Source organism: Polynucleobacter sp. 73C-SIWE (genome assembly GCF_018882465.1).
GTDB lineage: Bacteria > Pseudomonadota > Gammaproteobacteria > Burkholderiales > Burkholderiaceae > Polynucleobacter.
Window position 1 is genome coordinate 738,111 of sequence record NZ_JACVOK010000002.1, and the last position, 21,907, is coordinate 760,017.

Genomic DNA, 21,907 nt, shown 5'->3' on the forward strand with positions numbered 1-21,907 from the left:
GCAAAAATGGCAAAAGCTAATGATAATGTCCTTATTGATATTTCTCCAACGAAAACCAGTAAACCTATGCTCCAACTCAGAAAATCCCAAGATAGAGGCTATGCTGACCACGGCTGGCTCAAAAGCTTTCATTCCTTCTCTTTTGCTGGCTATCACGACCCCCAATTTATGGGCTGGGGGAACTTAAGAGTCATCAACGAAGATCGTGTAGCAGCTGGCATGGGTTTTGGGAAACATGGTCATCGGAACATGGAAATCATTAGCTATGTTCTTTCTGGTGAACTAGCGCACCAAGATAGTATGGGCAATATCGAAAGTATTCCTCCGGGAGATGTTCAACGCATGAGTGCAGGTTCGGGTGTCACGCATAGCGAGTTCAATCATGCCAAAGACCAAACAACCCATTTCTTACAAATCTGGATTGAACCTAATGTTCTAGAAATTGCACCAAGCTATGAGCAAAAGACTATTCCCTTAGTCGACAAACAAGGCAAGCTGCCTTTAATTGCCTCTCCCGATGGGAAAGATGGATCTGTCAAAATATTTGCAGACGCCAGAATATATGCAGGTCTTTTTGATGGACTCCAATCTGCGCAGTTGCAACTCGACCCCATGCGTAAGGCGTATGTTCACCTCATTAAAGGATCTTTGAATGTGAATGGTCAAAAACTGGCTGGCGGAGATGCATTACTCATGGAAAATGAATCTGCCCTAGAAATTCAAGATGGCAAGGATGCGGAAGTACTATTTTTTGACCTGAGTCATTAAAACCTGGCTAGCCTAGGTTTACGATAAGTCCATTACACAAGAACTAACAAGAACATGATTGAAACGTCTGGAAAAAAATTGGCTGGCGCCATCATCCGCTTACACCCTAACGATAATATTGTGGTGGCGCGTATTGATATTGGTATTGGCACAGAAGTACCTAGCGAACACTTTACAAGTCGCAGCCAGGTTCCCGCTGGTTACAAAATTGCCGCCAAAAAGATTCTGAAGGGTCAACCCATCCTGAAATACAACGTGACTGTTGGCTTTGCTAATACTGATATTGAAGCTGGCACCATGGTTCACAGTCATAACACGGAGTTTCGGGAGTTTGATCGAGACTATGCATACGCTAGTGAATTTAAACCAACACAAATGCTGCCAGAGTCTGAGCGCGCGACCTTTCAGGGATATGTCAGACCAAACGGTAAAGTGGGTACGCGTAATTTCATTGGAATTCTATCCACTGTCAATTGCTCTGCGACCGTAGTAAATAGAATTGCCGACTGGTTTACACCAGAGAAATTAAAAGACTTTCCAAACGTTGATGGTGTAGTGGCATTTAGTCACGATATCGGCTGCGGCATGGAAATGAGTGGTGAACCAATGGAGTTACTACGCCGCACGATGGCTGGGTATGCGCGCCACCCTAACCTTGCAGCTGCACTGATTGTTGGCCTTGGTTGCGAGCGTAATCAATTAAAAGGATTAATGGAGCAAGAAGAATTGGTCGCAGGTACAAACCTGCACACTTTTATCATGCAAGAAACTGGCGGTACTCGTAAAACCATTGAGGCTGGCATTGAGGCAGTTAAAGCCCTCCTTCCGGAAGCAAACAAAGCTAAGCGTGAAACCGTTTCTGCAAGTCATCTTTGTGTTGGCTTGCAATGTGGTGGCTCAGATGGTTTCTCATCTATTACAGCTAATCCTGCATTAGGCGCCGCTATCGATATTCTGTCTCGCCACGGCGGTACTGGAATTTTGTCAGAGACGCCAGAGATCTATGGCGTGGAACACACCCTCACCCGTCGTGCCGCAAGCCAAGCCATCGGTGAAAAGTTAATCAAACGTATTCGCTGGTGGAAAGATGAATACTCCGTTGGTAGAGATGTACAGATTAATGGCAAAGTCAGTCCTGGCAATCAAATTGGTGGGCTTGCTAATATCTTTGAAAAGTCTCTAGGCTCTTCTATGAAAGGCGGTACTGGTCCCTTAATGGAAGTCTACAAATATGCCGAACCGGTAACGGCCAAAGGTTTTGTCTTTATGGATACGCCTGGCTTTGATCCAGTATCAGCTACTGGGCAAATCGCTGGTGGAGCAAACTTAATTGCCTTTACCACTGGCAGAGGCTCCATGTTTGGCTCCAAACCTGCTCCCTGCATCAAACTGGCCACCAATACCTCCATGTATCAGCGACTTACCGAAGATATGGATATTAATTGTGGCGAGATTTTGGACGGAACCATTTCCGTCCAAGAGATGGGGCAACGTATTTTTGAGCTCTTTCTGCGCACAGCCTCTGGAGAGGCCTCAAAGAGCGAATTGCTCGGCCTCGGAGACTATGAATTTGTTCCTTGGCAAATCGGGGTGATGAGCTAATAGAACTGTAGAATTCATCATTAGCTCGGTAAGAATCAATGTATGAGGATTAATGCAGACTTATGAAATTTAGGGATTACTACGAAACGCTTGGAGTGGCTCGCTCCGCTACCGAAGCAGAAATTAAAGCTGCCTACCGCAAGCTTGCTCGCAAATATCATCCAGATGTTAATAAAGAAGCTGGTGCAGAAGAGCAGTTCAAAGAAATCGGCGAGGCCTATGCGGTTTTAAAAGATACCGAGAAGCGCGCAGCATACGATCGCTTCGGCGCTAATTGGAAAAATGGTCAAGACTTTACCCCTCCCCCAAATTGGAATGAAGGTTTTGAATATTCCGATAATGGTTTTAATGGTGGCCACCCAGGCTATGGTGGCGGCTTTGAAGGTGATCAAAGTGAATTCTTTGAATCTCTCTTTGGTAGAGATAAACATCGCCAAGGTGGTCGTGGTGGCCAATCACACCAAGGCATGAACTTCAAAGGACAAGATCATCACGCCAAAATATTGATCGATCTTGCCGATGCTTATAACGGCGCTAAGCGGACTATTTCATTGCATATGCCTGTGCAAGACGCTAGTGGACACGTCAGCACCCAAGAACGTAAATTAGACGTCAGCATTCCTAAAGGAATTAAGGCTGGTCAAAATCTGCGCCTCTCAGGACAAGGTGGTCCTGGCATTGGACAAGGTCCTGCAGGTGATCTATATTTAGAGATTGATTTCCTGCCGAATACGACTTATCGGGTTGATGGCAAAGATGTCTTTATCGATATTCCACTTGCCCCTTGGGAAGCGGCTCTGGGCACTACTGTTAATGTGCCAACCCCAGCAGGCTCAACATTGGAATTAAAAATCCCAGCAGGTACCGTTGCTGGTCGCAAGATGCGCCTGAAAGGTAAAGGTATTCCAAGTACTGAGCCCGGTGATCTTTATGTAGTCCCCACGATTGCGCTGCCACCAGCAAATACAGATTCACAAAAAGAAGCCTATCAACACTTTGAAAAGGCTTTTGATTTCAATCCTAGATCTCACTTGAAGGGATGATGACGATGACAAAGTTAAACACCACTTGGATCGAAGCGAGCGTTGTCGAAAATGAAGTTCACATGAGCATTGTTGAGCTCTCACATGCCTCCCGCACTCCACAAGAATTGATTATGTCTTGGGTATCAGAAGGCGTTCTGAGTCCTGCAGGCTCATCTCCTGAAGACTGGCGCTTTAGCGGAGACTCTTTGAGAAGAGCCAAGACCGCAGCACACCTCACACATGATCTGGAATTAAATGTTCCCGGTGTTGCCCTAGCTCTTGATCTCTTAGACGAAATTGCCCAACTTCGCGCGCGTCTAAATCTTAAATAAGAGGGCCTAAGACTCCGAGCGACTGAAAAGTAACTCCCAGCGTTGTAGCTTTTGATCTAACTGGGCAGTAATCTCTGTTAAACGAGCCTGCATGCTTGCAGCCAGCTCAGGCTCATTCTTATATAAATCGGGATTGCTCATCGCAATACCGATATCGGCCTGCTCCATTTCCAGCTCTTCGATTTGCAAAGGTAAAGTTTCTAACTCTTGGCGCTCTTTGCCATTGAGTTTTTGCACTCCACTCTTCACTGCTGGCTTTACCTCTACTTTAGGCTCTTGCTTGGCTTCGGCCTTAGGCTCTGGCTTAGCCACAATCTTTGTATTACTAGCGCGGATTTTGTCTGAACGTGCTTTTTGAATCTTCCAATCCTCATAGCCACCTTCGTACTCACGCCAGAATCCATCACCTTCATGAGCAATGATGCTGGTGACAACGTTATCCAAGAAATAACGATCATGACTCACTAAAAAGACAGTGCCCTTATAGTCTTGCAGTAATTGCTCGAGCAAATCTAAGGTATCAATATCCAAGTCATTGGTTGGCTCATCCAATACCAAAACGTTTGCTGGTCTTGCAAACAAACGGGCCAATAGCAAACGATTACGCTCACCACCTGATAAAGTACTCACCGGTGAATTGGTCCGCTCTGGTGCGAATAAGAAATCGCTCAAATAACTCTTAACGTGTTTTTTATTGCCATTGATTTCAATCCATTCGCTGCCTGGGCTGATGTAGTCTTCAAGCGAAGCATTGAGGTCAAGGCCTTCGCGCATTTGATCAAAATACGCCACTTCAATACGAGTACCCATCGTAGCACTTCCTGAATCGGGCGCAATCGTCCCCAGAATCAATTTAAGCAGCGTTGTCTTGCCAGCACCATTGGGGCCAAGCAAGCCCACTTTATCGCCACGCAAAATGGTTGCCGTGAAGTCCTGCACAATCGGTCTATCGTAAGACTTGCTGACGTTTTGAAGATCAGCCACAATCTTGCCGCTGCGATCACCGGCCGAGACAGCTAGCTTCACTTGACCCATGGCGTCTCTGCGTTCAGCGCGGCTAGTGCGAAGTTTTTCTAGGCGGGCAATGCGGGCTACGCTTCGTGTCCGGCGAGCCTCAACCCCTTTTCTGATCCACACCTCTTCTTGGGCTAGTAACTTATCCGCTCTAGCATTCGCTAAGGACTCTGAATTGAGCTCTTGCTCTTTGAGAACCTCATATTGCGTAAAGTTACCGGGATAGCTGCGCAAGATGCCGCGATCTAACTCCACAATTTGTGTGCAGACATTATCTAAAAAGGCACGATCATGGGTAATCAGAATGACAGAGCCTTGATATTCTTTTAAAAGCTCTTCTAACCAAGCAATGGAATCTAAATCTAGGTGGTTGGTTGGCTCATCCAAGAGCAAGACATCGGGCATTTCCACTAAAGCGCGTGCGAGTGCTACCCGTTTTTTAGTTCCGCCAGATAAAGTGCTGATTTTGACATCTGCTTCTAAATGCAGGCGATCCAAAGTTTCATGAACGCGTTGCTCCCAATTCCACCCGCTCAGCGCCTCTAATTGAGATTGCACTTCATCTAAACGGTGATGAGAGGCGTCATCCCAGTCGCCCACACTCAGCGCCTCATATTCTTCACGCAGAGCCTTAGCCTGCGCTACACCCTTGGAGACAGCATCAAATACGGTTTCTTCAGCATCAAAGATCGGCTCTTGAGGGACATAAGCGATTCTGAGGCCTTGCTGATATTGCAAAAGCCCATCATCCATTTTTTCAATGCCAGCCAAGATCTTCAAAAGAGAAGATTTACCAGTGCCATTGCGTCCAATTAAGCCAACACGCTCACCCGATTCCAGTGAAAAAGCAGTATTTGCGAGGAGGTCTACGTGGCCGAAAGCCAGTTTTGCATCAGTAAGTACGATTAAAGCCATGGCGACATTATCGTCACTTCTAAGAAAGAGGAGTGATTTCTGGAAATGCCCAAAAAAATAGGACCCCTCAGGGGCCCTACCTCAAGAACCAAGAACTATATTCTTAGAACTTATAAGTTACACCAACGGCTGGCATCCAAGGATTTAAAGTCAGCTTTCCTCCATCAGCACCCGCGGCGGTAGTGACGTTTGTTGACATGGTGGCATATTTCAAGTCAAGGTTAAGGCCCCAGTTTTTATCAAACATATAGTCCATACCAATTTGACCAACCGCACCAAAACTCGAGTTATCAACTGAATATGCTCCATTGCCGAGATTATTACGGCTTGTGAAGATGGTGTAATTCACGCCAGCGCCGATATATGGCTTAAACGCACCAAAGTTCGTGAAGTGGTACTGAAGCAATAAAGATGGTGGCAAGGCCTTAATGGAGCCTAATTTTGTTTGGCTAGATGTGTAATTGATGTCGATTGTTTGTGGGTATGTCAATACTAATTCTGCAGCGATATTTTTAGTAAAGAAATAGGAGACATCCAACTCTGGAATAACTTTATTGGCCGCTTTTACATCAGCACCTTGAACAACAGCACCAGACTGACCATTTTGCCAAAGCAAATCAACGGCACGTACACGCACCATCCATGGATTTTCTTCTGCAGATTGCGCATGCGCTGCAATTGGGGCTAAGGAAGCTACGGCAGCCATTGCTACTACTAGTGATTTAAGACGCATGATGATCCCTCTTTCTGTTATCAATTTCGATGAGATTATTTTCGAATTGATACATCGTGAGGAGTTTGATGTAAATCAAACGCAATGACGCTGTAAATTTGTTAATAGCTTAAAAGCAACAGTATTTGTTTGCTTATTTGATCTACATCAAAAGTGCTCAGATTTACCCTTAAGAGAAGGATTAAAGAACTTTGGAGTAAGTACCTTTGGCTTGAGATTCTCTAAGATGGCGATCAAAAGTCATGGCTACACGTCTTGCCAGCAACCTACCTTTGATAGGAACTTGCATATTGGCACCCTGCCACTCTAACAAACCAGCCTCTTCTAAGCCTTTAAGCTCTTCAATCTCAGTCTTAAAGTAATTGGAGAAATCAAGTTGATGATCCTTGGCAAAGGTTTGCGTATTTAAGGAAAATTGACACAACAATTCACCAATCAGCTCACGACGTAATAGGTCATCCTGATCTAATTGCATGCCCCTTAGCACTGGTAGGTGGCCATGATCTAAAGATTCATAGTATTCATCTAAGGTGCGGACATTTTGAGAATAGCAATCATCTACCTTGCCAATTGAGGATATTCCAAAAGCCAATAGATCACACTCTGCTTGAGTTGAATACCCCTGGAAATTGCGATGCAACCTTCCCTCTTTCTGTGCGATTGCTAATTCATCATCGGGCTTTGCAAAGTGATCCATTCCAATAAACACATATCCTGCTTCCAAGAGGCACTCGATTGTATTGGAGAGAATATTCAACTTATCAGCAGCAGGCGGTAGATCAGCTTCAGAAATCCGACGCTGAGGTTTAAAGATGTGGGGTAAATGGGCATAGTTATAGACCGATAAACGATCAGGGCTCATTGCCAAAACTACATCGACAGTCTCTTTAAAGGTCTCGGGTGTTTGTTTAGGCAGGCCATAGATCAAATCCACGCTTCTAGATTTAAAGCCGTACTTTCTGGACCAATCCATGACTGCTTGGGTCTCTTCAATAGTTTGTATGCGATGCACAGCCTCTTGTACTGCAAGGTTAAAGTCTTGCACACCCAGACTAATCCGGTTAAAGCCAAGATCAGCTAATAAAGCAATGTCTTTTTCAGTAACCCTTCTTGGATCAATCTCAATCGAGTATTCACCACCTGCTAATAATTCAAAATGTTCGCGGGTATGCTGCATCAACTCAATCATCTCTTCATGGGACAGAAAGGTTGGTGTACCACCACCCCAATGCAATTGGGTGATTGGGATCTTTTTCTGAGCGCCCATGGCGCCATACACCATTGTCATTTCTTTAGCTAAGTACTTAATATACTTAGCGCTACGTCCATGATCTTTGGTAATGATTTTGTTACAACCACAGTAATAGCAAATATTAGGGCAAAACGGTAGATGAAAATATAAAGATAAAGGCTGATCTACTTTAGCGACACGCTGTAATGCACCTAAGTAGTCTGCTTCAGAAAACTCATTATGAAAGCGGTCTGCACTCGGATAAGACGTGTAACGCGGGCCATTGATATCAAACTTTTGCAGCAACTCAGGATCAAATAGAGCTTCCTTTTCTTCTGGTGGGCAAGAGTTTGTTGAAGGGTTCATAAATGACTAAGGGTGAGTGTGGAACCTACTTTGATAAGTAATCCAGAGCAAGCGCTTCTGCTACTTTAATCCCATCAACACCAGCAGACAAGATGCCGCCAGCATAACCAGCGCCCTCACCCGCAGGATAAAGGCCCTTGATATTGAGACTCTGAAAATTAGGTCCACGAGTAATTCTGAGAGGTGAAGAGGTTCTAGTCTCGACACCCGTTAAGACAGCATCCTTCATTGAAAAGCCTTTGATCTGCTTTTCAAAGGCAGGCAATGCTTCCCGAATCGCTTCAATCGCATACGCAGGCAAGCTCTCAGCCAAATCGGTTAAATGTACGCCCGGTTTGTAGGAAGGCAAGACACTGCCAAACTCTGTTGAAGGTTTACCCGCCAGAAAATCTCCAACCAGTTGCCCTGGAGCTTCATATGTTCTTCCGCCCAACTCAAAAGCTTTGGTTTCGATTGCGCGCTGAAACTCAATACCCGCCATAGGACCACCAGGGTAATCATCCGGAGTGATACCCACCACAATACCGGCATTGGCATTGCGTTCATTACGAGAATATTGACTCATCCCATTCGTCACCACGCGATTGGGCTCTGAAGTTGCCGCTACCACAGTGCCGCCAGGACACATACAGAAGCTATAAACCGAGCGGCCATTCTTGGCATGGTGAACCAGTTTGTAGTCAGCGGCGCCAATGAGCTCATTACCAGCATGGGGGCCCAGGCGCGCTCTATCAATGAGCGATTGCGGATGCTCAATCCGAAAACCTACCGAGAAGGGCTTAGCTTCCATAAAGACACCGGCCTCATGCAAAACCTGAAAAGTGTCGCGTGCACTATGGCCAAGGGCTAGTACCACATGACTTGCCGGTAGATCATCATAGCCTTCAATTTTGACACCAGTAATCTGCTCGTTCTGAATGTCAAAGCCAATCACTTTTTGTGAGAAGCGAATCTCTCCACCAAGATCAATAATTTCTTGGCGCATTTTTTCTACTACGCCTACTAAGCGGAAGGTACCGATATGAGGCTTAGCAACATACAGAATTTCTGCTGGCGCACCCGCCTTCACAAATTCATTAATCACTTTGCGACCATAAAACTTCGGGTCTTTAATCTGACTCCATAACTTACCATCTGAAAAAGTACCCGCCCCACCCTCACCAAATTGCACATTGGATTCAGGATTGAGAACATTCTTGCGCCATAAGCCCCAAGTATCTTGAGTTCGCTCTCGCACTTTCTTACCGCGCTCGAGCACGATCGGCTTAAACCCCATCTGCGCCAATACGAGTGCTGCAAATATTCCGCAAGGGCCAAATCCAATGACTACAGGACGCAATGATTTGCCAGCCGCAATAGACTCAGGGGCTTTAGCTTTGAAGTGGTAACTCGTATCAGGTGAAGGCCTTACATGAATATCGCCATCAAATTTTTTCAGAATGGCGGCTTCATCTTTAACCGAGAGGTCTACTGTGTAGATAAAAGAGAGCGCTACATTTTTTCTAGCATCGTAACTGCGCTTAAAGACCTCAAAGCTAATCAAATCTTTTGGGGGTAAATTCAGGCGCTTGAGTATCGCTATTTCCACGGCTTCTGGAGTATGGTCAATAGGTAGACGCAGTTCAGTGATACGGATCATGGGGCTCTTAGCTAGCTATATTCAGTCTTTAGGGACAAATGATACTGGTTAAAGACTAGGCTACCTCGAGTAGCGAGCCATACAGGCGATAATGCATCATGGCTCTACGCGCAACTATCCACAAAGCCGACCTTCACGTCGCAGACTCTGACCGCCACTACTATGGCAGTCACTCCCTTACCATCGCCAAGCACCCCTCAGAAACCGAGGAGCGGATGATGGTCAGAATCATTGCTTTTGCATTGCAGGCAAATGAAGATTTAGTCTTCACCAAGGGTCTAAGCGATACCGATGAACCAGATCTCTGGATTAAAGACCTGACCGATGCCATCAAACTTTGGATTGAGATTGGTCAACCAGATGAGCGCCGAATTCTGAAAGCCTGCGGTAGATCCGATCAAGTTATTGTCTACTGCTACGGTGGTCACACGAGTAAGATTTGGTGGGATGGCATTGCTAATAAACTTACACGTGCGCGTAACCTCCAAATCATTTCTATACCAGCAGCTCAAGCAAATGAGCTGAATAAATTAGTTGAACGCAGTATGGTCCTTCATGTGAATATTCAAGATGGTGAGGCCTATGTCTCTTCAGATCAAGGTCAAGTGACGATCACCCCTGAAGTTTGGCGCAGCAATCAAGAATAAGTAATCATCTCAAGATGAAATCTATCGTCTTTGATACCAACGTTCTGCTAGATCTATTTGTCTTCAATGACTTCAGAGCAATTCATTTAAAGCAAGCATTGCTTGACAAACAAATTGATGCTCTGGCCAGCTCTAAGACCCTGGATGAATTTGCAGATGTGATCTCAAGACCCTTATTCTCCCTAGAGTCAGCCGCACAAGAACAAATTCTGCAGCAATGGCGATCTTTAGTACGCATTTTGGATGAGGAAAAGCTTTTGCCCTCCCCCTGGCGCTGCCAAGATCCCGATGATCAAGTCTTTCTGGATTTAGCTTTTACATCTAAGCCCTGTATTCTCATTAGTAAAGATAATGAAGTATTAAAGTTTGCCACTAAAGCTTTGAAAGAAAATGTACTAATTACTGACAACTACAACATTATGGATTTGTATCATGACTAAACCTAAAATGGCAGGGCCTGATGAAGGCCTGTTTAAACCAGGCAGCAAGCTACAACACAAAAAGACTGGTGGTTTTTATAAAGTAGTCTTTCTAGCAAACGTTGAAGCCTCTCTTGAGCCCGCTTATGTTTACGAATCTCTGCAATCACATGATTTTTGGATTAGACCAAAAGCAGAGATGGAGGATGGTCGCTTTGAACTTATCGCAGAATAAAGAGGTAAACCCAATGAGTGATGACCGAATTACCAATCTAGAAATCAAATTGAGCTTTGCTGAAGACCTCATTGAAAAACTCAATGAGACTGTCTATAAGCAACAACAGCAAATCGAATTTCTCTACCGCGAGCTCAAGGCTATTAAAGAGCAGGCCAGTAGCGCAGGTGGTGGTAGCGGTAGCCTCAAAGATGAAATCCCGCCGCATTACTAAGTGACTGATAAGATAGTCCTGTAGGCATCAATCTCTATGACCTTCTTGCAAGAAGAAAAGGAAGAAAAATGGGTAACTTAACGCTGTTTCTCGTGCAATGGGGTCTTACCTCTCTATCCCTTTGGGTTGCCAGCTATATCTTTAGCGGCTTGCGCTTTGCTGATGGAGGATCACTTCTGATTGCAGCCCTATTACTAGGATTCGCAAATGCCATCGTCAAACCATTACTCATTCTTTTTACGCTACCTTTAACAGTAGTCACAATGGGCTTGTTTCTATTGGTCATTAATGCTTTGGTCCTGATGCTGGTATCAACAGTTGTGAGCGGCTTTACGATCTCTAGCTTCTGGACTGCCTTCTTTGCAAGTATTTTTATTTCTTTATTTAGTCTCTTTGTGAGCGGCCTAGTTTTCTAAAGACCAGATTAGTTAGAGCCTGGATAGATATCAGGCCAAGAGTGCATTGCTGTCTTACAAGGCTGCCTTTTGGTGCTCATAGACTTTGCATTCTCAGCAGCAATACTGATTCCGCCAGTCAAGATCCCCAAGCCAATCGATACGGCGCTGTTAACAACGCCCTCTTTATTGACCCCAGCCTTCGGGTTTTGCAAGGTCCCCTCAAGTTGTACTAGGCTACCGAGATCAATACCAGTAGTGAGGCCCGATTTCTGGTTCGGATCAATCTTAAGATGAATCGCCTCTGAATTGAGATTAACTGTTCCCGCCAACACAATATCTAACTTGTCGGTCTCAACTCCAACTGAATCTTTAATATTAATCATGCCATTGCTAATCGGAAGATAAGCAACTGCGCACTCTAATATGGTTTGATTGCTTTGCTTACGCATTGGATTTAAGGCATCCATAATGGTGACAGCCAAATCACCAGCAGAATTGAGTAGTTTTGAATCTAGGCGCGCTTTGCCTACAGTCATCTGTGCTTTGCCATTTGCTGTACCCATGATTTGATGCAAGCTTTTACCTTTGCCAGATAAGTTAAAGGCAATTTGAGCATCACCTCCACTGACCTTGGCACTGGAATCATCGCTAACGACTACTTGCTCCAAGGTAAAGCCCTTTGCTAGCGCCTTCATGGAGATCGCGGGTGTAGGACTATCTATTTGCGATAATGAAATTTGTGCTTGAGCCTGCCCTTTACCTAACTCAAACTTCAGATCATTGACATCAAGTCTATTGCCTTTAAATGCAATCGTGCCGCTGACATTCTTAAAAGGTGCTTGATCTGGCGCTCCAAGCTGTGCAATATCTAAGACAATCTTTCCATTGGCGTTAGGTAAGAAATCAAATGGCAAAGGATCATCGCTAAAGAAGTATCTACCTTGAGCTTGCAAAGACTTAGGAGCCGATGAAGATTTTCCGGATACGGTAGACGCCGCGGCCAAAGGAAGCAAGTCAAACGATTTTGACTCGAGCTTGATATCAAATTGTGGCAATACCTTGGGGGCTTTATCAACCTTACCAGTAATATCCAATGATTTTCCATTTAGAGTGAGCGTGAAGTCTAGATTCGTCTTCACTGGGCTTTGATCCCAATCGATGATGGCCTGTCGTAGGGAACCCATCTTGCCCTTAAGGCCTAATTTATAGTTAGCGTATTGCAGGTCCAGCAAGATGATAGTTTTACCTCCCTCACCTGTTAACGAAAGCTTCGGAACATCTATGACTTTAATAGGGCTACTGCCATCTTGATAGCTTATGCGCGCATCAGAAATGCGAATAGTTTGTATTGCCACAAAGTTACTATCATCTGATGTTGCTTGAGGAGCAGCGCTAGCGGGAGTAGTGCTGCTAGGAGCAGCGCTCTTAGAATTGCTGGCAACAACTACTTGTGTTAAATCCCAATTATTTTGCCCTAATTTGTTAGTCTGCAAATGGGCTTCAAGTCCCGCAAGATTAATACTGCTAATTTCTACGTTCCCTGTAAATAAAGGAAATAGCTTCACTTCAAGCTCGACGTGTTTCAAGAATAGCATTTGAGAATCACTTGCCCATGTTGCATTGCTTAAGCTCACTTGCTCAGCCTTGACACCAATCGAGGGAAAAATGCTTAAGCTAACAGGCCCAGCAATCTTGAGCTCTCGTCCAGTTGCATCTTTGACTTTAGAGCTGAGTAATTGCGTTAATTGCGCTGGATTAATAGAAGAGGCAGCATACCAAGCACCCAAGCCTGCAAGGACTAAGACGGCACTCAAGATGATCAGGAAGATTTTTAAGGTGTGACTCATTACGCGTTCATTCTATATCGAGCCCGTCGAGATGAGAGGCTCTAGACTAAAATGCCTATTATGAGCACTGACAACCTACCTAAATGCCCTGGCTGCCAGGAAGATATGACCTATCCCGATGGCGCCAACTATGTGTGCGCTCAGTGTGGCTATGAATGGCCCATCACTGCAACAACAGAGGATATAGAAATTGGCTTAATCGTCAAAGATGCTAACGGTAATCTATTAGCGGATGGTGATACCGTTACCCTCATTAAAGATCTGAAAGTAAAGGGCTCCTCAACTACTTTGAAGGTGGGAACTAAGATTAAAGGTATTCGCTTGGTCTCAGGTGACCATGAAGTAGATTGCAAAACAGAAGTGGGCAGCATGCTGTTAAAAGCCTGCTTCCTTAAAAAGGCTTAGTTCTTTTTTATTAGGCTAGCTACTTGCCTTCTTCAATACAGCGTAGATCTGATCCTTTAATAGCAATTTTTCTTTCTTCAGGGTTTCGATCTCCTCTGGAGTGCTTGGCTCTGAATGGGCCTCCATTCTTTGAATCTTTTGATCCAAATTATTGTGCTTATCAAATAAATGAGAAAAGTGACGATCCGAAGTCTTTAGCTTGCTAATTAATTCACGAAATTCTGGAAACATAGATCCCCTTGGTATATAGGTTATTCGAAACTACCTCTTTTCAGTGTATTCCTGCTTCAAGAATAGGACAATGCCCATGGCCATAAGCAGGACAAACCCCATATAGCTCCGATGAGAACTGTAAGGAACTTGCAGTAATATCTATAAGCACTTAAAGACATTCCAACCAAAAGAAGGGTAATAAATCATGGCTACAAAGAAGTCTCCAGCAAAAAAGAAAGTAGCTACTAAGGCGGTAAAAAAAGCCCCTGCAAAGAAGGTTGTTAAGAAAGTAGCAGCTAAGAAGCCAGCAACCAAGAAAACTGCTAAAAAGGCAGTGAAAAAAGTAGCGGCTAAGAAAGTCCCTGCCAAGAAGCCAGCAGCCAAAAAACCAGCAACCAAGAAAGTTGCTAAAAAGGCAGCTAAGAAAGTAGCGTCACAACCTTCCAAAGTGGATCAATATGGTCTTGAGAAAGATGATGAGTTTTATGGTCTCTACTTTGCTAAGTCCACTAGCAAAGGTTTGGTAGAAGTAAAACCCTGCACCTTCTCTCTCATGTATTGGTGGAAAGGCTTGCTTGGCTATCCTGACATGATCGAGATCTCCAAAGGTAGTAATACTGCAATGCTGCAATTTGAGTCTACATTTGGCGGCGGCGATTCTGGTGAAACAGAATTGACTGAACAGGATGTTTTAGATATTGATCACATCATTGAAGTAGATGAGCAAGAAATGTTGATTTCACTCTACTCCTATGTACCAATCCCCGTTCCAGAGAAACTGATTGGCGCGCTAGGTCTTGCGATTTTGAATATCAATCCAGAAACGCGCTACGGTAGCCTTGAACTCTGCTCTACTGAGAACGAAGAAGGCGAAACTGAGCACTTCTTACGCTATCGTGCAGCTACTTATTTACGGGGTATTAAGTCTGGAAAAGTAGAAGCCATCGAGAGCATGGTTACCAATGGCTCTGAGTTCTTTGGCCTTGCTTTAGACGCAATGTGTGTCAATAAGTCTATTAAGAAGTGGTTGCTAAGCTAATCAGATCACTCAAAACTTATCTACATAAATAAATGTAAGTCATGGGAAAACGGTCATTGACCGTTTTTCTGCTTTCGGCGATCACAGCATTCTGTTTACCGAGCTTCTTACATTCTGCAAGAGCTGCCTGCTGAACTTCAGTCTCTTTGGCACCCTTTGGGGCATGCACGCCAATTGCGCCATCAGATTGCTTATAAACCCCGAACTCGCTATCAGGAGTGCTACAAGCCATTAAGGGAAGTACGAAAATTAAAGATAGGTATGAAGTGGTTTTCATGGGCATTATCACTAGTCAATAGCTTTCAGATAAGCAGGTAACAATTTGGCGGAGAGGGAGGGATTCGAACCCTCGGTAGGTTTGACCCTACGCCTGATTTCGAGTCAGGTACATTCGACCACTCTGCCACCTCTCCGAACCGATCACTCATTATAGCTACCGATACATAAAGCCATACGGGTGATATTGGCTTAAAAATTGACTGGCCACACCCAATAATTTACATTAATATAGATATACATTTATGTATATCTATTTAAGGACTAATCATGAACATACAAATTTCAAAATGGGGCAATAGCCTGGCACTTCGCATTCCAGCTAGCTTCATCAAAGAAATCAAGCTAAAAGATGGGGACAAAGTTGAAGCAACCCTTTCAAAGGATGGCTCATTAATCATTCGACCTCAAAAATTAGAACGCAAAGAAATTGCTGCTCAACTAAGAGCATTCAGAGCTACGTTGAAGATGGGTAAATCAGTGATGGAGGAAGTTCGCTCAAAGGCGCGTTACTAATGATCTATGTCGATACTAGTATTTTTGTGGCCTTGTGTACAACTGAACCGAAAAGCGATGCCGTTGATAAATGGCATGATAAAAGCTATGCAAAAATGATCTCTTCGACTTGGGCATTTACTGAATTTTCTAGCGCTCTCAGTCTTAAAGTCAGAACTAATCAAATAACAGAAAAGCAGAGTCGTGAGGCTTGGAAAAAATTTGACACTCTTTGCCAAAATGATATCGAGCTAATGCCTATTGAGAGTAAAACTTATTATTCTGCAGGAATTTTAGTGATTGACAGTAAATCAAATTTAAGGGCTGGAGATGCGTTACATCTCGCAGCCGCAAAATCTTTCAAAGCAAAGTCAATCATCACCCTTGATAAAGTGCTCGAAAAGAATGCATCTCGGTTAAAGATAAAAACTATCGTTATTTAAGGGGTTGGCTTGAGCACTGTTAAGCCACCCAAATAGGGTTGCAGTGCTTTAGGAATAGCAATGCTGCCATCCACTTGCTGCTTATTCTCAATCAGCGCTACCAATGCCCTGCCCACTGCAAGACCTGAACCATTTAAGGTGTGAACCAATTCTGGTTTCCCTTGTCCTGCTTTAAATCTGGCTTGCATGCGTCTTGCCTGGAAGTCGCCCATGCTGGAGCATGAACTGATTTCACGATAGGCTTTTTGTGATGGCACCCATACTTCTAAGTCATAGGTCTTGGTACTGCCAAATCCCATATCGCCCGTACAGAGCAATACTTTTCTATATGGCAATTCGAGAAGCTCCAGAATTCTTTCAGCATGGCCAGTTAAGTCCTCTAATGCTTGCATGGAGTCTTCTGGTTTTGTGATTTGTACCAACTCGACCTTGTCGAACTGGTGTTGACGAATCATGCCGCGCACATCACGGCCATAACTACCTGCTTCAGAGCGGAAGCATGGGGTATGAGCCACATACTTCATTGGCAAGTGATCAGCATTGACGATTTCATCTCTGACTAAATTCGTTACTGGAACTTCTGCAGTTGGAATGAGGTAGAAGTTTTCTGTTTTTACTTCGCCTGAATTTGTTCCCTTTGCGTCTTCACCACCCATCTGACGGGGAACTTTAAAAAGGTCTTCTTCAAACTTGGGTAGCTGTCCTGTGCCACGCATGGAGGCAGCATTGACCATATATGGCGCATAGACTTCCTGGTACTCATGCTTTGTGGCATGCGTATCGATCATGAACTGCGCTAAAGCGCGATGCAATCTAGCGATTGGGCCTTTGAGAACAACAAAGCGTGAGCCGCTAATCTTGGCAGCCACTTCAAAGTCAAGACCCAATGGACCGCCAAGGTCAACGTGATCTTTAATCTCAAAATCAAAGAGGGGTTCTTCACCCCAACGCTTCACTTCTTTATTTTCGGTTTCATCTTTACCAGTGGGTACAGACTCATCAGGCAGATTGGGGATGCCCATCAAGAAATCTGAAATCTCAGCTTGAAGTGTGCTCAATCTTGCTGCGCCAGCTTCCATATCCGTATTGACTTGAGCTACTTGGGTCATCTCAGCAGAGGCATCTTCGCCCTTGCCTTTTTTCATACCAATGGCTTTGGATAATTGATTGCGTTTTGCTTGCAATTCTTCAGTACGTGTTTGTAAAGATTTACGCTCAGATTCTAGGGTGTTGAATTTCTCAACGTCCAATTGAAATTTACGAGTGGCGAGGCGCGCAGCAACGGCGGCGATATCTTTACGGAGTAATTGCGGATCAATCATATATTGCTCTGTTTAGTCTGTTTGATACTGAATGAATATTGTGGCTCTAGTTTAAGCGTAAGACCTCAGCGCCGGCGGGCGGCGTGAAAGTAAAGCGATTTGCGGGCAAATTGACGTTCAACTGGATCTTATCCAGAGTCACCAAGACCACGCTGCCTAGCCCATCAATTAATTCTAGGGCCTTGGGTAAGCCATTGACCATACCTATTGAGATCTTTGTATAAGGAAGGTCATTTTTATTCTTGGCATTCGGATCTTTTTTAGGGGTAAGAGTGGCCCATTTCATACCCAAACGCTCTTCACCTTCGATTAAATCAAAATGCTGATCAAGGGAAGTTTCGCCAAACAATATGGCCGCTGGTGTAGCAGCTAACGCTTGCCCTGCAGGACGAATGGTCGCTTGATTTAAATCCTTGTCCCACAGAATAAGTTGCTTGCCATCGGCAATCAGTTTTTGCTCATACGGTTTTTGAGTGTCCCAGATAAATCTTCCGGGACGTTGAAACACAAAGTGGCCTTGGGTTTGGCGCACTACCTTGAGACCTTTATCTTGTGGTTCATTCGCTTTCGGTGCACGCAACTGCTGTTGCACAAAATCACCTTCAGCAGTTTTAGAGTTACGCACAAATTGACGCAATTGCTCTGCACCTGACTCAGCTTGTGAAAGCGCTAGGCCTGAAAACAGGAGGCTTGCAATTGCAAGAATTGCTGAAATAAGAAATCGTGACATGGATGCTTACTCTGAGGGGCGATGCAAAATCTCGCGATTGCCGCCGTTGCCCATCTTGGATACCAGGCCTGCTTTTTCCATATCCTCGAGGAGGCGAGCAGCTCGGTTATAACCAATCCGTAAATGGCGCTGCACTAATGAGATCGATGGGCGCTTGTTTTCTAAAACGATAGCAACGGCTTGGTCATACAGCGGGTCAGATTCGCCACCACTCTCACCAGTTAGAGCATCCATATTAGATTCATCAGCGCCTTCGAGCACGCCATCAATGTAATTGGCCTCGCCCTTCTCTTTAAGCCACTCAACCACGCGATGTACTTCATCGTCTGACACGAAGGCACCATGCACACGTACTGGCAATCCAGTACCTGGCGCCATGTAAAGCATGTCGCCCATACCGAGCAATGCTTCAGCGCCCTGCTGATCCAAAATCGTACGGCTATCGATCTTCGAGCTTACTTGGAAAGAAATACGGGTTGGTACATTGGCTTTAATCAAGCCGGTAATGACGTCCACGCTCGGACGCTGTGTTGCTAGTACCAAATGAATACCTGCAGCACGTGCTTTTTGTGCAATCCGCGCAATCAGCTCTTCAATCTTCTTTCCAGAGACCATCATCAAGTCAGCCAACTCATCGATCACGATGACAATCACTGGCGCTTTATAGATTGGCTCTGGGTCATCCGGGGTCAAGCTAAATGGGTTGGTGAGCTTCTCACCTTTTTCTTCTGCTTCCAGAATCTTTTTATTAAAGCCGGCTAAGTTACGTACGCCAAACTTACTCATCAATTTGTAGCGACGCTCCATCTCATTGACAGCCCAGTTGAGCGCGTTATAAGCCTGCTTCATATCAGTGACTACAGGGCAAAGCAAATGGGGGATCTTGTCGTAGATTGCCATCTCGAGCATCTTCGGATCAATCATGATCAAGCGCACTTCGTCAGGCTTAGCCTTAAAGAGCAAAGACAGAATCATGGCGTTAATACCAACTGACTTACCAGCGCCAGTAGTGCCTGCCACTAAGCAGTGCGGCATCTTGGCAAGGTCAGCCACCATTGGGCTACCAGAGATATCCTTACCTAAAGCCAGAGTCAATAATGAATGGTTATCGTTGTATACCTGTGAAGTGAGGATCTCAGAGAGGTACACAGATTGACGTGTTGGGTTTGGTAACTCCAAAGCCATACAAGTTTTGCCTGGAATGGTTTCGACCACCCGCATACTCACAACACCCAGTGAACGTGCAAGATCTCGTGAGAGATTAACAATCTGACTGCCCTTTACACCAATCGCTGGATCAATCTCGTAGCGAGTCACTACCGGACCAGGATATGCAGCAATCACAGTAACCTGCACATTAAATTCTGCTAACTTGCGCTCGATTAAGCGGGAAGTAAATTCCAAGACATCTGCAGAAATAGTTTCTTTTATTTCTGGTACTGGATCGAGTAAAGCTAGTGGTGGTAATTCTGAATCTGGAATATCGACAAATAGTGGCTGTTGTTTCTCGCGCTCTACACGAGCACTCTTTGGAATCTCTACTGGTGCACGCACAATTTGTACGGGAGCGGCAACTTCTACCCGACCACGAAACTCTTCCACGAACTCTTCACGCTCTTCGGCAGCCACTTCGCCAAGCTTGCGGTCTTCCTCACTATCGCGACGCTCCCGAATACGCAGAAATGTCACTTCCAGGAAGCGACCAACTTTCTCGGCAATATCCAACCAGGAGAAATGCAAGAACAGGGATAAGCCGGCACAGAGGCCAAAGAGAAGAACTAAGGTTGCGCCAGTAAAACCGAGAGACATCTGTAAGGGATCGCCGATGAGCTCTCCCAGGATGCCGCCAGGAGGTCTTGGAAGCTCCCAGGACAGTGAATGCATCCGAATGGACTCAAGACCCATGCTGCAAGCCAAAGTCAGTCCAAAGCCTAACCAACGCACCAGTAGGGAATCTGGTTTGGCATCTGGATTCGGTGGGAGCGGAATACTCCAGAGCTCACGCCAGCCATTGAGGACTCGGCGCCCAAATAACACCACCCACCAAAAGGAGGAGATACCAAAGATATAGAGCATGAGATCAGCTAAATAGGCTCCAAAACGACCACCTAGGTTTCTAGGGGCCTCAAAGCTGGCATGTGACCAGGCGGGATCTGCCTTGGAATAGGTCAGCAAAATGGCAAATAAGCCCAGGCATAAACCCAGGGAAATGAACCAGCGGGCCTCTAGCAGAAGGCGGGGCATCCTGCCCTGCCCATCACTATTGGGGGGCTGGGGGATTTGGGACTTCGGATATACGGTTCTCGCCATGTTCTACCGATTGTAAACAAGCAAATCTATAATTTGCTTATGACTACAAATACTCCAAAACACTCCAAAGTTCTTATCCTCGGTTCCGGCCCTGCTGGCTATACGGCTGCAGTCTATGCCGCCCGAGCCAATTTAAAGCCTACCCTCATTACTGGCCTGGCTCAAGGGGGTCAGCTAATGACCACTACAGATGTCGAAAACTGGCCGGCTGATGCTGATGGCGTCCAAGGCCCTGAGCTCATGGACCGCTTTTTGAAGCATGCCGAACGCTTTAATACTGAGATCATTTTTGACCATGTTCATACAGCAGCCCTCACAGAAAAGCCGATTCGTCTGGTTGGCGACTCTGGAACTTACACCTGTGATGCCTTAATTATCTCAACCGGCGCGTCTGCCCAATACATCGGCTTACCAAGTGAAGAAGCATTTATGGGGCGCGGTGTTTCTGGTTGTGCAACTTGCGATGGCTTCTTTTACCGCAATCAAGATGTCTGCGTAGTAGGTGGTGGTAACACTGCCGTTGAAGAAGCGCTTTACTTAACTGGTATCGCCAAAAAAGTAACCGTCATTCATCGTCGCGACAAATTCCGTGCTGAGCCTATTTTGAATGACCGCCTCATGACTAAAGTTGCTGAAGGCAAGGTAGAACTCAAACTCAACGCAACATTGGATGAAGTTCTTGGTGATGAAAAAGGCGTTACTGGCGTACGCATCAAGAAACAAGATGGCAGCACAGAAGATATCGCCGTCACTGGTGCTTTCATTGCAATCGGTCACAAACCAAATACTGAACTCTTTGTTGGTCAGCTAGATATGAATAACGGCTACATCAAGACTCATTCCGGTTTAGAAGGTAATGCTACTGCTACCAATATCCCTGGCGTCTTTGCTGCCGGTGACGTACAGGACCACATCTATCGCCAAGCAATTACGAGTGCTGGCACAGGCTGTATGGCTGCACTGGATGCACAACGTTATTTGGAAGCTTTGGATTAAGTCTATAAAAGCCTCTTTAATAAAAAAACGCCTAGCATTGCTAGGCGTTTTTGTTTAAAGCATCCAATCTCGCTCGATCATCGTCTTCTTTTTCATGCAGCTTAATTTCAGCATCAGTAGTTGCATCTAATGCATCTGTATTTACAAACCCTCTTGGGAAAGTACTGGGGTCATTTAGATCTACAGCTACTTTGGTTAAATTATTTTTATTCATTAGTTAAATAATAATTAAGCCAAAGACCGTATTATCAAAATGGCGATAACAATAAACAAAAACGCCTAGCATTGCTAGG

25 protein-coding genes and 1 tRNA gene are annotated in these 21,907 nt (G+C 45.0%); 14 read left to right on the top strand and 12 right to left on the bottom strand.

All coding sequences use genetic code 11. The features are described 5' to 3' along the window. Positions 1-66: 66 nt before the first annotated feature. The 4 genes from ICN17_RS10025 to ICN17_RS10040 all read left to right on the top strand — a co-directional run bounded on the left by ICN17_RS10025 (position 67) and on the right by ICN17_RS10040 (position 3,727). Positions 67-768, top strand: a complete 702-nt coding sequence (locus ICN17_RS10025; RefSeq protein ID WP_216237664.1) for a pirin family protein — start codon at positions 67-69, stop codon at positions 766-768. A 54-nt stretch (positions 769-822) separates the two neighbouring features. After that, positions 823-2,370, top strand: coding sequence for a UxaA family hydrolase (locus ICN17_RS10030; protein ID WP_216237444.1), 1,548 nt, complete (start codon positions 823-825; stop codon positions 2,368-2,370). Between the two features lie 62 nt (positions 2,371-2,432). After that, a complete protein-coding gene (locus tag ICN17_RS10035; protein WP_216237446.1) occupies positions 2,433-3,413 on the top strand; it encodes a DnaJ C-terminal domain-containing protein in 981 nt (326 codons plus the stop codon). 5 nt (positions 3,414-3,418) lie between these two features. Continuing rightward, positions 3,419-3,727 carry a chaperone modulator CbpM gene (locus ICN17_RS10040; protein WP_216237449.1) on the top strand — a complete coding sequence of 103 codons (309 nt, stop codon included), beginning with the start codon at positions 3,419-3,421 and terminating at the stop codon, positions 3,725-3,727. 6 nt (positions 3,728-3,733) lie between these two features. On the opposite strand, the gene ICN17_RS10045 is transcribed toward ICN17_RS10040, so the two are convergent. From ICN17_RS10045 to ICN17_RS10060, 4 genes are all read right to left on the bottom strand, one after another. Next, entirely contained in the window at positions 3,734-5,656 is a 1,923-nt protein-coding gene (locus ICN17_RS10045; RefSeq protein ID WP_216237451.1) for an ATP-binding cassette domain-containing protein, read from the bottom strand. 103 nt (positions 5,657-5,759) lie between these two features. Then, entirely contained in the window at positions 5,760-6,389 is a 630-nt protein-coding gene (locus ICN17_RS10050; RefSeq protein ID WP_216237454.1) for an OmpW family protein, read from the bottom strand. Between the two features lie 181 nt (positions 6,390-6,570). After that, complete coding sequence (gene hemN, locus ICN17_RS10055; protein ID WP_216237457.1) at positions 6,571-7,986, bottom strand: oxygen-independent coproporphyrinogen III oxidase; 1,416 nt, start codon at positions 7,984-7,986, stop codon at positions 6,571-6,573. Positions 7,987-8,011: 25 nt separating this feature from the next. Further along, positions 8,012-9,625, bottom strand: coding sequence for an NAD(P)/FAD-dependent oxidoreductase (locus ICN17_RS10060; RefSeq protein WP_216237460.1), 1,614 nt, complete (start codon positions 9,623-9,625; stop codon positions 8,012-8,014). A 98-nt stretch (positions 9,626-9,723) separates the two neighbouring features. Here ICN17_RS10060 and ICN17_RS10065 point away from each other — a divergent pair, with 98 nt between their 5' ends. The 5 genes from ICN17_RS10065 to ICN17_RS10085 all read left to right on the top strand — a co-directional run bounded on the left by ICN17_RS10065 (position 9,724) and on the right by ICN17_RS10085 (position 11,556). Then, positions 9,724-10,272 carry a YaeQ family protein gene (locus tag ICN17_RS10065; protein WP_087910234.1) on the top strand — a complete coding sequence of 183 codons (549 nt, stop codon included), beginning with the start codon at positions 9,724-9,726 and terminating at the stop codon, positions 10,270-10,272. A 14-nt stretch (positions 10,273-10,286) separates the two neighbouring features. Beyond that, positions 10,287-10,712 carry a putative toxin-antitoxin system toxin component, PIN family gene (locus ICN17_RS10070; protein WP_216237461.1) on the top strand — a complete coding sequence of 142 codons (426 nt, stop codon included), beginning with the start codon at positions 10,287-10,289 and terminating at the stop codon, positions 10,710-10,712. After that, positions 10,705-10,926 (top strand): hypothetical protein, encoded by a 222-nt coding sequence (locus ICN17_RS10075; protein ID WP_216237462.1) that lies wholly within the window; start codon positions 10,705-10,707, stop codon positions 10,924-10,926. Before ICN17_RS10070 ends, ICN17_RS10075 begins: the two co-directional genes overlap by 8 nt. 13 nt (positions 10,927-10,939) lie before the next feature. After that, the gene (locus ICN17_RS10080) at positions 10,940-11,140 is read left to right on the top strand and encodes a SlyX family protein (protein WP_216237667.1); all 201 of its coding nucleotides are present in this window, start codon (positions 10,940-10,942) and stop codon (positions 11,138-11,140) included. A 68-nt stretch (positions 11,141-11,208) separates the two neighbouring features. Then, entirely contained in the window at positions 11,209-11,556 is a 348-nt protein-coding gene (locus ICN17_RS10085) for a phage holin family protein (protein WP_216237463.1), read from the top strand. Between the two features lie 8 nt (positions 11,557-11,564). Here the strand turns inward: ICN17_RS10085 and ICN17_RS10090 are convergent, their stop codons facing one another. After that, positions 11,565-13,385, bottom strand: a complete 1,821-nt coding sequence (locus ICN17_RS10090) for an AsmA family protein (RefSeq protein ID WP_216237464.1) — start codon at positions 13,383-13,385, stop codon at positions 11,565-11,567. Positions 13,386-13,445: 60 nt separating this feature from the next. On the opposite strand from ICN17_RS10090, the gene ICN17_RS10095 reads away from it, so the two are divergent. Next, entirely contained in the window at positions 13,446-13,790 is a 345-nt protein-coding gene (locus tag ICN17_RS10095) for a zinc ribbon domain-containing protein YjdM (protein WP_216237465.1), read from the top strand. A 15-nt stretch (positions 13,791-13,805) separates the two neighbouring features. On the opposite strand, the gene ICN17_RS10100 is transcribed toward ICN17_RS10095, so the two are convergent. After that, positions 13,806-14,021: a YdcH family protein gene (locus ICN17_RS10100; RefSeq protein ID WP_216237467.1), complete on the bottom strand. Its 216-nt coding sequence runs from the start codon at positions 14,019-14,021 to the stop codon at positions 13,806-13,808. A 187-nt stretch (positions 14,022-14,208) separates the two neighbouring features. Here ICN17_RS10100 and ICN17_RS10105 point away from each other — a divergent pair, with 187 nt between their 5' ends. Continuing rightward, on the top strand, positions 14,209-15,042 hold the full coding sequence (locus tag ICN17_RS10105; protein ID WP_216237469.1) for a hypothetical protein: 834 nt from the start codon (positions 14,209-14,211) through the stop codon (positions 15,040-15,042). A 16-nt stretch (positions 15,043-15,058) separates the two neighbouring features. Here the strand turns inward: ICN17_RS10105 and ICN17_RS10110 are convergent, their stop codons facing one another. Continuing rightward, positions 15,059-15,319, bottom strand: coding sequence for a hypothetical protein (locus tag ICN17_RS10110; protein WP_216237471.1), 261 nt, complete (start codon positions 15,317-15,319; stop codon positions 15,059-15,061). Between the two features lie 46 nt (positions 15,320-15,365). Further along, positions 15,366-15,455: transfer RNA gene (locus ICN17_RS10115), tRNA-Ser, on the bottom strand. A gap of 133 nt (positions 15,456-15,588) precedes the next feature. On the opposite strand from ICN17_RS10115, the gene ICN17_RS10120 reads away from it, so the two are divergent. Then, positions 15,589-15,834 carry an AbrB/MazE/SpoVT family DNA-binding domain-containing protein gene (locus ICN17_RS10120; RefSeq protein ID WP_087910242.1) on the top strand — a complete coding sequence of 82 codons (246 nt, stop codon included), beginning with the start codon at positions 15,589-15,591 and terminating at the stop codon, positions 15,832-15,834. Next, entirely contained in the window at positions 15,834-16,256 is a 423-nt protein-coding gene (locus ICN17_RS10125; protein WP_216237473.1) for a type II toxin-antitoxin system VapC family toxin, read from the top strand. The genes ICN17_RS10120 and ICN17_RS10125 overlap by 1 nt, the downstream gene beginning before the upstream one ends. On the opposite strand, the gene serS is transcribed toward ICN17_RS10125, so the two are convergent. From serS to ICN17_RS10140, 3 genes are read right to left on the bottom strand one after another with little or no spacing between them, the layout of a single operon-like run. Further along, positions 16,253-17,578 (bottom strand): serine--tRNA ligase, encoded by a 1,326-nt coding sequence (gene serS / locus ICN17_RS10130; protein WP_216237475.1) that lies wholly within the window; start codon positions 17,576-17,578, stop codon positions 16,253-16,255. The genes ICN17_RS10125 and serS overlap by 4 nt on opposite strands. A gap of 46 nt (positions 17,579-17,624) precedes the next feature. Then, positions 17,625-18,308, bottom strand: a complete 684-nt coding sequence (locus ICN17_RS10135; protein WP_216237477.1) for an outer membrane lipoprotein carrier protein LolA — start codon at positions 18,306-18,308, stop codon at positions 17,625-17,627. A gap of 6 nt (positions 18,309-18,314) precedes the next feature. Next, the gene (locus ICN17_RS10140) at positions 18,315-20,552 is read right to left on the bottom strand and encodes a DNA translocase FtsK (protein ID WP_216237479.1); all 2,238 of its coding nucleotides are present in this window, start codon (positions 20,550-20,552) and stop codon (positions 18,315-18,317) included. Between the two features lie 105 nt (positions 20,553-20,657). On the opposite strand from ICN17_RS10140, the gene trxB reads away from it, so the two are divergent. Then, positions 20,658-21,614, top strand: coding sequence for a thioredoxin-disulfide reductase (gene trxB, locus ICN17_RS10145; protein ID WP_216237480.1), 957 nt, complete (start codon positions 20,658-20,660; stop codon positions 21,612-21,614). Positions 21,615-21,654: 40 nt separating this feature from the next. Here the strand turns inward: trxB and ICN17_RS10150 are convergent, their stop codons facing one another. Further along, a complete protein-coding gene (locus ICN17_RS10150) occupies positions 21,655-21,828 on the bottom strand; it encodes a hypothetical protein (RefSeq protein ID WP_216237483.1) in 174 nt (57 codons plus the stop codon). Positions 21,829-21,907 lie beyond the last annotated feature (79 nt).